The sequence below is a fragment of the Echinicola strongylocentroti genome (assembly GCF_003260975.1).
Lineage (GTDB): Bacteria > Bacteroidota > Bacteroidia > Cytophagales > Cyclobacteriaceae > Echinicola > Echinicola strongylocentroti.
Map to the genome: position 1 here is coordinate 2365112 of NZ_CP030041.1, position 12998 is coordinate 2378109.

Genomic DNA, 12998 nt, shown 5'->3' on the forward strand with positions numbered 1-12998 from the left:
CAGCTGTCTAGCCAGAAAGCGTCCAGACTCCGTCTCAATAAACCAACACTTGACGCGGTTCATTATAGTTCCATCGTCTGGTACCACTTCCTCTTGGTGTATCAAAATTAATTCGGGCGGCAGCTCTGACAAAGACCATTCTGCCCTCGGGGATGGTGCCATTTGACTCGATGGTAATGGTCTCGCCCAGCATGGAATTAAAGGAAGATCCCGAAAAATCCAATTGGCTGGACCAGCGCTCATCTCGGGCACGATAGCCCACTGTGGACGAATAGCTCACAAACAGCTGGATATCGGTCACATTCTGGAAACTGTCACTATATCCTCCCATGGGTTCGATTTTAGCGCGAAATTCTTCCTCGGAAACACCACGGGTCACACGAACTTGAGCCCTTACCTTTCCGTTGATCACCTCAGGCTCACTGACCCATTCCACTCTCAAAAACGGCTGTACCTCAAAGGTGACATTGGTAACGCCCTTAATGTCCACGGTCTGGGTTTCATCAGCAAGCGGCACCCCACGCTCATCCTCACGGATAAGGGGAATAAACGGCCCGTCGATGCGAACATTATAATTCCCCGCAAACAACTTGGTGTTTTGGAATGTCCCGTCGGGCATACAAAAGAAATCAGGATTAGGGGTGACATTGTCCCCCCAGCTCAATTCCATCAGCCTGACGCGTATGCCTTCGCTTCCCTGATCGGTGAGCACCGGCTCACCAGTCTCCCTATCCAGCACTTCCCCTTGGAGTGTTTCCGCAGGCAAGTCGTAATTATCCAGCTCAAACATGCTGCAAGAACTGAGTGAAAACAGCGCAGCTAGTACTAGGTATGCTATATTTTTCATCTTATAATATTCTAGGTTATTGATAATGACTTATCGGTTGGGTTGCTGGTCGATTACCGGGCTCTTGGACACCTCTCCGCCAGGAATGGCGAAATAGTAGTCGATGATATTGTATTCGAAAGTCTTCAAACTTACCCATTGGAAACGGGCATCGAAGAAATACTGCCCGCTCTCTGTGGACAGGAAAGGATAGAGTCCCCTAAAGCGGTAGCGAGAATTCATACTGAAGTCCTCTTTGTCCCGCGTTTCACCCCAGAACCCGTCTCGTTGCTCGTAATGCTGAACTCTCCATCGACGCAGGTCCCACTTGGTCTTATGCTCCAAGGCAAGCTCCTTTCTGCGCTCTTTACGCACAATGTTACGGCTCTCAATACCTGAAGAGAGCATCCCGCTAAGCAAACTAGCGCCTGCACGCTCACGGATATCATTGATCCCTGTGGTGGCTACCTGGAGCATATCGGATCCATCTGGTGATGCTTCCCCAGCAAGGGCCAACTCCACGGCAGCTTCCGCGGCATTGAGCAGCACATCTGCATACCTCATCAACACAAAATGCTGGTCAGACCTGCCTTCACCTGCCTCAAAAGAAGGGTCTGAATTCAGCCATTTACGACCGTATAATCCGGTCAAGGAGCTTTCACCATTGTTATAAAAAGGCCCATTGGCACCAGCCGCGGTGATCTGTTCTCCTTGGAAAGTAACCAGTTCTTGACTTCCGCCCTCCCTAGCACTGAGGAAAAGCTCTTTTGGCGACTGCGTGTAAAGCGGCAATTGCTGATAGCGGGTTTCTGCTGTAGCATAAGAATAATCACTGAACAACGGCTTGACCGGCTCCGAACCGGTGTAGACTCCAGCCCGGATCTCGATTTCCTGATTTTTGAAAATATCCCCGGGGAAGATGACATAGGCTCGAAGACGTGGTTCTGCCTCTTCAAAGAATTCCAAAGGCGTATCGTACATCAGGTAATCTCCTTCTGTATTAGTGGAGCCAGTGGTCACCCTGATCGTCCCGTCAGGATACCTGTCAAAGCCCTCAAACAACTCGATAAAATCCAGCGTCGGGCAGGTGCCTGAAGCCAATGGTGCCTTGAAGATAAAAGGAGCACTGTAGGCATCATAACCATGGGTCGCCACAGGAAAGTCATATTCCTTTACATAAATATTCTCTGGGCTCGTAGGATCGCTGAACATGTCCACCATGTTTTGGTATTGTGCTTCAGGGTCGTCTGCTGCCCATTTCCTCTTGTAGAGAGAATAGCGGCCACTATTGATCACTTCATTAGCTGCGGCATATGCCTCTCTGAAATACCTGACAGATGCTGTCTGGGCTGATTCATCGGAAAAGCCGATGACCCTCACCCCTGTCTTCAAGCCAGTCCCTGTAAGCCTTCCCGGTACGGTTTCATTGTATTTTGCCACAGAACCTGCATAGAGCATGTCTTGGGATTTAAAAGAAAGTGCAACGTATTTATTGGAATATCCGGGCTTGGGACTGGCCGGCTGTAGTAATTCGATGGCCCGGTCATAATCTGCCATCACCTGATCCCACGTTTCTTCCTCCGAAGAGCGGGGGATTTCCAAGGATTCGCCATCACCTGGATAGCGTAGCACCCGTGTTACCAAAGGTATTCCACCAAATCGCTTTGCCATGGCCGAAAACACAAAGGCCCGAACGAAATAGGCTTCCCCCAAATAATGATTATAGGTCACCTCCGGAAAGGCATCTGCGTATTCCGGTAGCTTTTCCAACAGGTAATTGGCCTCTCTCAACAAGCCAAAAGCCCTTCCCCAGTATGGAGTCCGCTCACCCGTATATGCTGAGCTGATCCCATCACGGTTCACTGCTTCTCCTGTTCCTTCAATCCCCAAAGAGCCAAGCCATGAATTGTATTCTACGCCCCATTGCGCCATGTATTTGAAATCCTCAAAGGGCATTTTGCTGTACATACCAGCGATATATACGTCCATGCCGGATTCACTGGTCATGAGCGTTTCGTCCCCGATGACGTTGGGAGGGGGCACATCCAAGTCCGTACAACTAGAAATGTACAATATGCTGAACAGTAATAATATGATTCTTATTTTCATATGATTATAATTATTCTTGTGGCCATATGGAATCTCGCATGGTAAATAGCCATTGCTATGTGTAACATGCTTCGTGATGCTCGATTTCATGATGTAATTCATTTTAATGTTCCAAGGTCTCATCTAGCAGCTTTTAAAATGATGCCGTCACCCCTAAAGTGTAGGTTTTGCTCAACGGGTACATTCTTCCCAGCGCATCTCCGGGATGTTCTGGATCCACAAATTTCACCCCTGTAAATGTCAAGAGGTTATAGGCATTGGCATAGAATCGGATATTGGTAGAAGGGCTCCTCCAAGGTTTTAGGGTATAGCCGATCTCGATGCTTTTGAGACGCAGGTAATCCGTACTTACCCTGTTAAAATCCGAATTCCCGAAAGGGTAATTTCCTGTATACCCGTAATATCCACTGACCCACTCTGTTTCGGGATCATAGGGATCCGCCAAAGGATCCACCGGATGCCAACGGTCCAAGTACTGCACCAAAGCACCACCACCGTTGCTGCCCCAAATGGAGTACAATGGTTCTTGGTACTGCATAGAGCCCAACGCAGAGCCTTGTAGCAAGACGCTCATATCAAAATTCTTGTAAGTAGCATCAAGTGCCAAACTGAAGTTTAGCCAAGGGGTCTGGTCATAAGCAAAGGGGTGCTGGTCTTGGCCATTGATCTCACCGTCACCGTTCCAGTCCTCGTACTTATAATCTCCCGGCAAGATGCCCCTGTCTTTATAGATGTCATACGACCAAATATCCTCCCAGTCGGTATATCTTCCTGCGGAGACATAGCCAAACTGCACACCTTGATAGCGATTGGTCAGGTTGTCATTGCGCCAGCGATCATATGAATTGCCATAAGGTCCTTTTTCAGCAGCGATCAGGTGTTGTCTACGTGTGATCGTAGCAATTCCTTTTACTCCGTAGGAAACCCCGCCGATTTTATTTCGATGGGACAGTTCAAGGTCAATACCGAATTGACGGTCACTGTTGGTGTTTTCCCTAGGTGCTCCTGTGCCCACCACAGAAGGCACATCACCCGATCTGGTGGAAAACAACCCCTCTCTACGTCGGTCAAAATAATCCACGGAAAAGCCAAACTTGCCCATCCAAGCTTCAAAATCCAACCCTACATTGAATGTTTTGGCCGTCCACCAAGTGATGTTCTCGTTAGGAACAACGACCGATGCCCCATACACAAACTCCCCATTCAGCATATAGCCAGGAGCGTACTGGTTATAATATCCCTGCTGGGCATTGCCACTGGTGGCGGGGTAGATATAGCCGGGATACCAATCATAGGCCAAGGAACCGTCATCGGCTGTCATCCCGTAACTGGCCCTGAATTTAAGTTGGTCCACAAAGGACAATGCGGAAACGGATTTAAAGAAAGGCTCTTCGGATAATCGCCAGCCTATGGAACCAGAAGGGAACCAGCCCCAACGGTTGGTTTCGACGAATTTGGAGGACCCATCATAGCGGAACTGCACTTCGGCAATGTAGCGTTCACCATAGGCATAATTGACCCTTCCAAACATGGCAGAGTTTGAGATCTCATACAAGTCACCGGAACCGCCCTGCATGCCTCCTTGCTGGTTTTCATTCATGCCTCCCACGAGATACTCCATGGCAAAAGCCAGGTCACGTTGGGCATAAAAGTTATCCCCTTTCCGATTTTGGGTTTCAAAACCCAAAAGTCCCGAAACGGCATGAACCTTATCGAAGGTGCGCTTATAATTGATCAGGAACTGGCCCAAAAACTGCTGTCTGCTGAAAAGCTCTCTTCTTATCTGGTTAGGAGAACTGTTGTTGTAGAGCTTTGACACGTAGGAATCTTCCACTGGATCATACATGTATTGATAATATTCCCTACGGTAAATGTCATTGTCATCCCCTCGGTAGTCAAAACTCACGAGGCCCTTTGCAGATAGTCCTTCCAAGTCACTGGAAACCGTACCAAAATCGAATTCCAATGATGCTGAAGACTGAAAGTACTTTTGCTTGTATTTCCTATGTCCAGAGACATCAGCCCTCATCATCGCGATGGTATTCTGCTCCAGGTCCAGCCCTTCGTAGTTCAGCATGGTGTTTTCCGGGTCTGCATAAGCAGGAAAAAGCACCCCTTGTCTCCAGTAATTCCGAATGATATCCACTGCGCTGGAATAGGGCGAATTTCGCTGGTCAGCGACTCCGCTCAAGTTCAGGTTAAAATCCAAGCCTTTGGTAATCTCCGTAGTGATATTGGACCTCAGGTTGATTTTGTTATAATTCATGTCGCCAGACTTGAAAATACCCTCTTGATACATGTATCCTCCAGCGATATAGTACTGGGTCTTTTCTGTTCCTCCCGAAATGCTGATGTCATGCTGGCTTTGTGGTGCATAATCACTGATCAGCAACGCATTCCAGTCCGTCGTGCGCCGGCGTCCCGTACGGAAGGCTTCAAAATCATCTTCCTGGTAAATCAGGTTTCCCCCATTGATATTGTTCATGGCCATTTCATTGTAAAGGGTCATGGTCTCGTAGGGATCCGAAAGCTCAGGAAATCCAGAAGGAACCTGCAAGGTATAGGAGCCATTATAAGTGACCGTAGCTTTTCCACTTTCACTCCCCCTTTTGGTGGTGACGAGTACTACGCCATTTGCAGCCCTTGCGCCATATATGGCAGCCGAAGCATCTTTCAGTACTGACACCTCGTCGATATCTGTCGGGTTGAGGCGTTGGAAATCTGCCATGGTACGCTGAATACCATCGATCACAATCAATGGAGACCCCAGTCCACGAATGTCCATTGAGGCATTAAATGTACCCGGTTCGGCACTTTTCTGCCAGACGCGTACACCCGCTATCCTACCGGTAAGCATATTCTGCGGGTTTTCATTCTTGGTTCGGAGCATTTCATCACCTTTGATATTGGCCACAGCACCTGTCATGGTCACTTTTTCCTGCATACCATACCCTACGACGACCACCTCTCCCAATTGCTGGGTGTCCGGCATCATCTTTACTTCGATTATTGACCGTGTTCCGACGTTGACATCTTGGGTGACATACCCTATAAATGAAAATGTCAACACCGTATCATCATCGGGAATGGTCAAGGTATAGTTTCCATCGATGTCCGTAGTCGTTCCTGACAAGGTCCCTTTTAGCAATACATTCACGCCCGGCATCGGCGTACCATCTTCTGCTACTACCGTTCCTGAGACGGTTTTATCGTTCTCCTGTACATTCTGATCTTCCATAAGAGCATGCCCGGAAGCTAATGCTGAGGCATGAACAGGAGCATTCCCAACGTACAGCAAAGCTGCTCCCAGGAGGGAATACTTCATCAGTCCTGTGGAAAATTGCTTATATATTTTTCTCATAAATTTTAGGCTATCTTGTTTTTATCATTGTCCAATAAGACACTTTCCATCATTATCACTTGGTCAACTCGTAGCGTGACAGCACGGCATATTCGGCTGCAAATGCGAAATTGAACATCCCCTCTGTTCGGTTATTATTGGCCGTCAGGCTCCATCCCACCAGTAAATTGGTCGGCAAAAATCCCTCATGGAGGAAATTATCGTAGCCATAATCCAGGTTTTGCTGGAAAGTGCCGATATACTCAGAAGCAGCACCATAAGCAGGGTGAACATCCACATAACCGCGCATCAACACCCCATTGAACCAGTTATTAAAGCCGCTGATATCGTAGCTGTGATATCCATCATGGGTTTGATCAGGCGTTGCAAAATAGTGGAAGCTATCGTCGGAAAGCTCCTTGGCATCCTGAAGGTAAGCTTCGTCCTCTGTCATCCTGTACAAGTCTGCCGCTCCCGAAAGCATCGTTCCGGAGTTATAAGAAATGGCCGGCCCTACACGGTCTTGGCAAGTGATGCCTCTACGGTACTCCGTGCCGTCAATGGTCTCCGTCTGCGGATTGCCAGGAGAACAGCCGCCCCTCATATCATCATAGACGCCATCAGACCTCAGGAGGCGGTCCTTTTGCCAATCGTACACTTTCTTCGCATAATCGGCGTAGTACTCACTTTTATTCACCTGCATGGTCTTTCTGGTTTGCTTGTCTTCTGCATCGATGTACCGGTAGGTGATCTCTTCATTTTCACCTTCATAGATTTCATGCAGCCAGACTAATGGGCTTACCATTGGGCCATTGCTACAGGCATGCTTGGTCACATAGCCTGGTCCCCAGGTGATGCCTCCTCGCTCCGTTCCGTCAGGATTTCGGGTACTGTCCCATCCATCCAGGACATAGGCCGTCAGGTATTCTGCTTTTTCCAAATAGGCCGCTTCACCAGTGATCTTATAAGATTCCAGCAATTCCCTGACAAGCCACATTTGATCATCGTACACATTTTCGATACCGGCTACTTTGGCTGTACCCTTGGCATTGCCCCGGTTTACACCATATACCGACCATTCTTTGGTCTGGGTATAGGATACCAGTTCGAACGTTCCCAAGTAATAGTCGGCATTGTCATACAACTGCTCTAACAGCTCAGCGTACTTGTCAAAATTCTCGTCATACAATGCTGCATTTCCAAGTTCCTTATGCGCTTGGAGTCCGTGCAGGACAGCATTGACCGCTTCTATGGCCGCCGTGTACATCCACACGCTACCGGTCTCATCGGAACGGACACCGGTAAAAGGATTGTAATACCTGGCCATGGCCATACCTGCTCCGGTAAAGTGGGCCGAAACGGCATTATCGGTCAATTCCATTGCCCTGAGGATGTTCTGTTCTGCAAGGCTGAGCTCCACAGGAGGATTCTTGGGATCTGGGTCAGATGAACTTTCACTACATGCCGCGAATAGCAGCACCACGAAACTCATAATTGTGATCATCATTCGATTTTGTATCATGTTAAGGTTTATTGAATTAGTTAAGATCGATGCGGTGAATTACCAATTTGTTTTCGCCAGTATTGGCTTCTACATTATATACCCCCAAGGCCAAGGTGACATCTTGGCCATTAAATTGGGACAAGTCATACACAAAGGCTGCGTAACCTTCCGGATTACCGGCTCCTCCATCACCATGTTTAAACTTCCAGCAGCCATCCGCTGCGGCGCTGGCTTCATCCGCGGTATTGGACTGAGGATCCAAGTGGGTAACCGTACCGTCGTTCTCTATTGCGGTGAGTTTGAAATAGGTGAAATTATCCCCAAAATTGCGGGTACTCAGCGTCAACTGGTTACTCCCAGCATCAACGGAAAACTTCGAGTATAAATAGGCCTCTGGGACAGTAGAACTCTCCTCAGGTGTATTGCGGGTTTTGATCAGGTAACCCTCAGAAGGGAACACTTCAGGATCTTTTTTCAGTGGAACAAAGAACCAATTGGCCGCCACATGATCCACCTCCCGCCATGCGCGGTAAGCGTCTACGTAATTGTCCCGATTGCCACTTATAGGGCTGATCCCTGTGAAGGAGTTTTTAGTATGCGGCATGGTGGAGCTTACCGTTTCTTGGGTCAGGTTCCAGCCGTCGATCACCTCATTGCCTGGCAGCCAGTCCCAATTCTCAACTTTGCGGTCTGCAAAGCGAATTGCCCGAAGTACCAGTTGCTTCCAATAGTCCCCCGTGGATTGCCGATAAATTCCGACGGCAACGATGACTTCTTTACCGACATAATCGCTCAGATCAAATTCAACATCCCCGTAGCTTCCTGAAGCATAGGTCCTGTTTTCACCGATCTTTACCGCAGTAGGATCCGCAGCAGACATATCGATTACCTGAACACCGAAGTAAGCCGGGTTAGCTTCATCTGCATTGTGCGCACTTACCCTCAGCGACAAGATCTTATTGTCCTCGGTGATCATCTTACTGCCATAGACATAAGAGTCAAACACATTGAGATCGGCAGGGTTGCTACGGTCTTCCTCACTGTTTCTGATCTGGAGGGTAGTGCCTTCATTTTGCTCCTGCCAAGCACCACGGAAGTCTAGTGCGGACATATAATTACAGGCCCAATCCCACCGGGGATAGGCATCCGCATTACGACCGCCTCGGTATTCATTGTAATACCATTTTTCGGCCGTCAGAAGATCCGCATAGGTAAGTCCGCGGAGAATTTCATTGCTGCCCATCGTAATATCCATGGCCACAACCCAATCTGAAAAATCATCCGCACTAACGGTTTTGGTGATGGATTCGTAGGTTGCTTTGGTGAACGTGACGGTGTACTCGTCTACGATCAGGCTTTCCAGTGTGAATACGCCATCACTACCAGTGGTAGTGGTCCCGGCCACGCCCACACTGACCGATACTCCTTCTAGTGGTACGTTTCCGTTCTTCCCGTCTTTGATAGTTCCGGTGATCTTTGCTGAAGCAAATACCAATGACACATCCGCCGTAGCGATGTTTTCATCATTGTATTTATCGGGATTTATGGTATGGCTTACAGCAAGCCAGCCCGGCTTGGAAAATTTCACTGCACGCGTCTTTAACGCGACATTCTCAAAAAAATATTTTCCATCACTTTCGGTGGTCACAGTAATTTCTTCTTCCCCTACTCCGTATAGGGTGACGTTTACATCTGGAACTGGCTCGCCTTCAGCATCCGTAACGGTACCTGTGATGGTTCCCTTGGGTGCTGCCATGGGTTCATCTTCTTGGACACAGGAAATTGCTGATAACAAAACCGTACCCAACAAGGCGATGTAAACGATCGCTCGTAGTTTTTTACTCATTTGGTTAAATTTTAAGGGTTATTATTGAATTAACTTTTACTCTTATCGGATGACATGCATAATCGATTCAGCAATCCGATAAAGCAGAAAAATAGACATAGAGTGGTTAATTTTCCGGTTAAAATGGGGTTAATAACCCGGAGAAATTTGCTAATCTGACAATAAAGTCTTAAAAAAATCCGATAACACTAGTGGCAAGGATCGATAGCAAATTGAGAAGGTAAAAAAAGTTGTTCTTTAATAGAACGCTGATCGTCTTGGCGGATTTTATCCTTTTCCTTTTTTCCTAAAGGCGAATATCACGCTGGAATTTGGCAAACAAAGTAAAAAATACCCACAGTAAATCATATAGAGTCAAAAACAGGATGTGAAGAGTTGCTTCCGTTCATCCTATTTTATTAGAAAACCAGGGTCTTTATAGCTAGGGTTGGGATACGAATAAAACCCTTCTCCACTGCTTACTCCCATCTTTCCTTTATCGATGAAATTTTCTTTGATATAGGCTGCCAATGCTAGCCGATGATCATCTTGCAGTTGCTCTCCCCACATCTGATTGACATTATAGGCCGTTTCCATTCCAATGATATCAATAAAGGCACAAGGCCCCAGCTGAGAACGGTTGCCGATCATCCATGTCTTGTCGATACTTTCAGGATCGCTCACCTCTCTGGCCACCAAGTCGATAGCCGCATTCAAAAAGGGAACAAGCAGTGAATTGAACACATAGCCGTTTTGCTCTTTGTGGATCGGAATGGGTACCATGCCAATTGCCTTGGCAAATTCTTCCACCTGCTTAAAGATCTCTGGGTCGGTACCGGGGTGCCCCATCACTTCACCTATATTTGAATCCCAAATACCGTTGGCAAAATGCAAGGCCAAGAATTTATCTGGACGATCCACCGCTTCCGCTATCTGACTGGGAATCAATGTAGACGAATTGGTGGTAAAGATGGTCTTTTTAGGAGCCAGCTTACTCACATCCCTGTAAAAGGACTTTTTTATTTCAAGCTTTTCCGGTACCGATTCATTTAGCAGGTCCGCGTCCTTTATCGCATCTTCCAAATTAGTCGTGTAGCTAAGCCTAGCCTTCGTCTTCTCCACTTCTTCCGGGCTGGCATTTCGTTCTTTAATGAAATGGTCGGCATGTGATTCGTGAAACTTCTTTCCTCTCTCAATACCTTCTTCAAAGACATCAAATACAGTCACTTCAAAACCGCAAAAAGCAGCTTGCCAGGCTATTTGTGACCCTAGGGTTCCGGCTCCTGCGATGGTAATTTGTTTCATTCGAATAAAAGTTTAAAGTTGAAACCGGGTTAAATATAATTGCGTATTCAAGGCTTTTCCATTCATCCTGTACTGCTCGATACCCAACCAACCACTGCGCCTCATTCACTGACAGAATTATTCCAAGGTAGTTTTTCGTAATTAATATCTATGCGAAATCAGTAATCTAGTAGCCAAATATTATAAACGTTGTCAAAACTTTTAATCACCTATGTGTCTCGACATGAAATAATGAGACCTGTGATCGGTGATTTCATTTTATACTATGATCAAGAAGAAATCGCACGCTTAGAAATGGATTGATCCAAATCTTACGTTTTCTCCAAACTCGTTTTTCTCCTTTTTGCTTGCCAAAAGCTGCTCAAGCAGGGATATTTTCCTTAGGGACCAATCATGGCCCAGCTCATAGACGAGAGCCTACTGTTTGATGCCCATCATTTCCCTAAAGCGCTTTTCATTCCTTCCGTGGTGATTTTTTTTCGGCATAATAGTGTCGTTCATGGCGTAAAAGTAAGGTTTGGCCCGACAACAATTGAACTATAAGTAATTTAAAGAATGGGGTAAATTGCAGACAGAGGAGGGTTGGAAATTGTTTTATTCGCTTTAAAAGGTGTGGCTACCAAAACTTCCACTGACTCTTTTTGTTTGGCCCTTTATTAAGTGTAGCCTTTAGTTTTTTTAGATACTCTAAATATTCAGTATCTCTTTCCTTATTTCGGTCCTTAACGGCGGCCTGTTTTAGGAGGATTAGATCGTCTAAGGAAACAACCGGGATTATTTGGTCATCTATATGTTTTGTTTCAGCTCTTTGGTAGGCTAAGTTAAAATCTACAACGTCCAGCTTTTTTAAGATTTCTATCCTTAAGGGAGGTTGTCCAATCCCTACCATTTTGGGAATTAAAAACATTTCCTCGGTAATGTCTTCTTTATCAATCCCAAAGTCGGTACAAGCCCTAATAGCTCTTTTTGCATTATCTGTTGTTGCATTAATGAAAATATCAAGGTCGCCTGTGCTTCGAATATATCCATAGGCGCCCATCGCAAATCCTCAGATCAATAGGTATTCCACTTTGTTGGCATTCAGTGCCTTTATGAATTCCGAAAAATTATCTGGCAAGTTGCTATTTTTCGTTCCCGTCATTGTTATCCTCTATAAAGTAAATTTTTTTTCCATTTTATGATTATGGATGTCCACACCGGATAGGGAAAAGTTAAATGCTAAATGCTGACAGTATTTTTTCAAGTTTTCTTCCATTGTGGAGGAAAGGGCATTTTTGACCATAAGGTCTAGAGCATCCTCATTGTCCTCAATGAAATATATCTTTTTATCAGAAGGTTTCATAATGGCTAATTTAGCTGAGGTTTAGGGTTTTTCATAATCTGCCCCCCATACGACACTTAGGAATGGTTCCCATTGCTGATTTCAATAGGATTGTTTCCCAGTTACCAAAATTTAAAGTACTGAAAATATTTCACCCAAGTACAGTCATACTGGTGAATTAATAGCAATAAAAGTCCTTAGCATCGACTTTTCTCAAATCATGGGAGTAATACTTTTCGAAACACTTTCTTAACATTGCTTTTCTCCTTCTATTATTAGAATTAAGTCCTATTTATGTGTATTGGGTGTTAGCGTGAATTTATAAGTGCTAGGAAGACGATTGCTGTAAAACAAGGGGATTTTTTTTAATATTCGCCTTGGGCGCTGCCCATGGCTAAGGGTGTTACGCCCCTTCAGGGCTTTTTTATACAACTAGATTTTACCAGCTTAAGAAAAAATCAGCGCAAATCATAATCATCTGCGTCATCAGCGTTCCATCCCTCAGGTTTTCGCTGATTCTATCATTTGTAAAAATAAAAAAGCCACTTACAATTATTCATCGTAAGTGGCTGATTTTCAGCTCCTCCTCTTGGGCTCGAACCAAGGACCCTCTGATTAACAGTCAGATGCTCTAACCAACTGAGCTAAGGAGGAATTTTGTTGTTTTCGTTAACCCTTTCGCTTAACGTGATGCAAACATAGCAGGTTGTTTATTTTTTTCCAAGCACCAAATAAAAAAAAGTACAACAAAATTCATTTCCCCCTCGA

Annotated in this window: 8 protein-coding genes and 1 tRNA gene; all 9 read right to left on the bottom strand. The window is 45.9% G+C overall.

Annotated elements, in window-relative coordinates:
* Positions 1–34 precede the first annotated feature (34 nt).
* The 9 genes from DN752_RS09080 to DN752_RS09125 all read right to left on the bottom strand — a co-directional run bounded on the left by DN752_RS09080 (position 35) and on the right by DN752_RS09125 (position 12884).
* Positions 35–847, bottom strand: a complete 813-nt coding sequence (locus tag DN752_RS09080; RefSeq protein ID WP_112783648.1) for a DUF3823 domain-containing protein — start codon at positions 845–847, stop codon at positions 35–37.
* A gap of 30 nt (positions 848–877) precedes the next feature.
* Positions 878–2935, bottom strand: coding sequence for a RagB/SusD family nutrient uptake outer membrane protein (locus DN752_RS09085; RefSeq protein WP_112786478.1), 2058 nt, complete (start codon positions 2933–2935; stop codon positions 878–880).
* A gap of 133 nt (positions 2936–3068) precedes the next feature.
* Positions 3069–6296, bottom strand: a complete 3228-nt coding sequence (locus tag DN752_RS09090; RefSeq protein ID WP_112783649.1) for a SusC/RagA family TonB-linked outer membrane protein — start codon at positions 6294–6296, stop codon at positions 3069–3071.
* Positions 6297–6351: 55 nt separating this feature from the next.
* Entirely contained in the window at positions 6352–7782 is a 1431-nt protein-coding gene (locus DN752_RS09095; protein ID WP_245949493.1) for a glycoside hydrolase family 76 protein, read from the bottom strand.
* A gap of 31 nt (positions 7783–7813) precedes the next feature.
* Positions 7814–9625, bottom strand: coding sequence for an MSCRAMM family protein (locus DN752_RS09100; protein WP_112783651.1), 1812 nt, complete (start codon positions 9623–9625; stop codon positions 7814–7816).
* Between the two features lie 390 nt (positions 9626–10015).
* A complete protein-coding gene (locus DN752_RS09105; protein ID WP_245949494.1) occupies positions 10016–10909 on the bottom strand; it encodes a 3-hydroxyacyl-CoA dehydrogenase in 894 nt (297 codons plus the stop codon).
* A gap of 616 nt (positions 10910–11525) precedes the next feature.
* Positions 11526–11948, bottom strand: coding sequence for a hypothetical protein (locus DN752_RS09115; RefSeq protein WP_112783653.1), 423 nt, complete (start codon positions 11946–11948; stop codon positions 11526–11528).
* Between the two features lie 111 nt (positions 11949–12059).
* A complete protein-coding gene (locus tag DN752_RS24740; RefSeq protein WP_112783654.1) occupies positions 12060–12251 on the bottom strand; it encodes a hypothetical protein in 192 nt (63 codons plus the stop codon).
* Positions 12252–12810: 559 nt separating this feature from the next.
* Positions 12811–12884: transfer RNA gene (locus tag DN752_RS09125), tRNA-Asn, on the bottom strand.
* Positions 12885–12998 lie beyond the last annotated feature (114 nt).

Coding starts and splice junctions, on each gene's coding strand:
- DN752_RS09080 (WP_112783648.1), bottom strand. CDS start 847: ATGAAAAATATAGCATACCTAGTACTAGCTGCGCTGTTTTCACTCAGT.
- DN752_RS09085 (WP_112786478.1), bottom strand. CDS start 2,935: ATGAAAATAAGAATCATATTATTACTGTTCAGCATATTGTACATTTCT.
- DN752_RS09090 (WP_112783649.1), bottom strand. CDS start 6,296: ATGAGAAAAATATATAAGCAATTTTCCACAGGACTGATGAAGTATTCC.
- DN752_RS09095 (WP_245949493.1), bottom strand. CDS start 7,782: ATGATGATCACAATTATGAGTTTCGTGGTGCTGCTATTCGCGGCATGT.
- DN752_RS09100 (WP_112783651.1), bottom strand. CDS start 9,625: ATGAGTAAAAAACTACGAGCGATCGTTTACATCGCCTTGTTGGGTACG.
- DN752_RS09105 (WP_245949494.1), bottom strand. CDS start 10,909: ATGAAACAAATTACCATCGCAGGAGCCGGAACCCTAGGGTCACAAATA.
- DN752_RS09115 (WP_112783653.1), bottom strand. CDS start 11,948: ATGGGCGCCTATGGATATATTCGAAGCACAGGCGACCTTGATATTTTC.
- DN752_RS24740 (WP_112783654.1), bottom strand. CDS start 12,251: ATGAAACCTTCTGATAAAAAGATATATTTCATTGAGGACAATGAGGAT.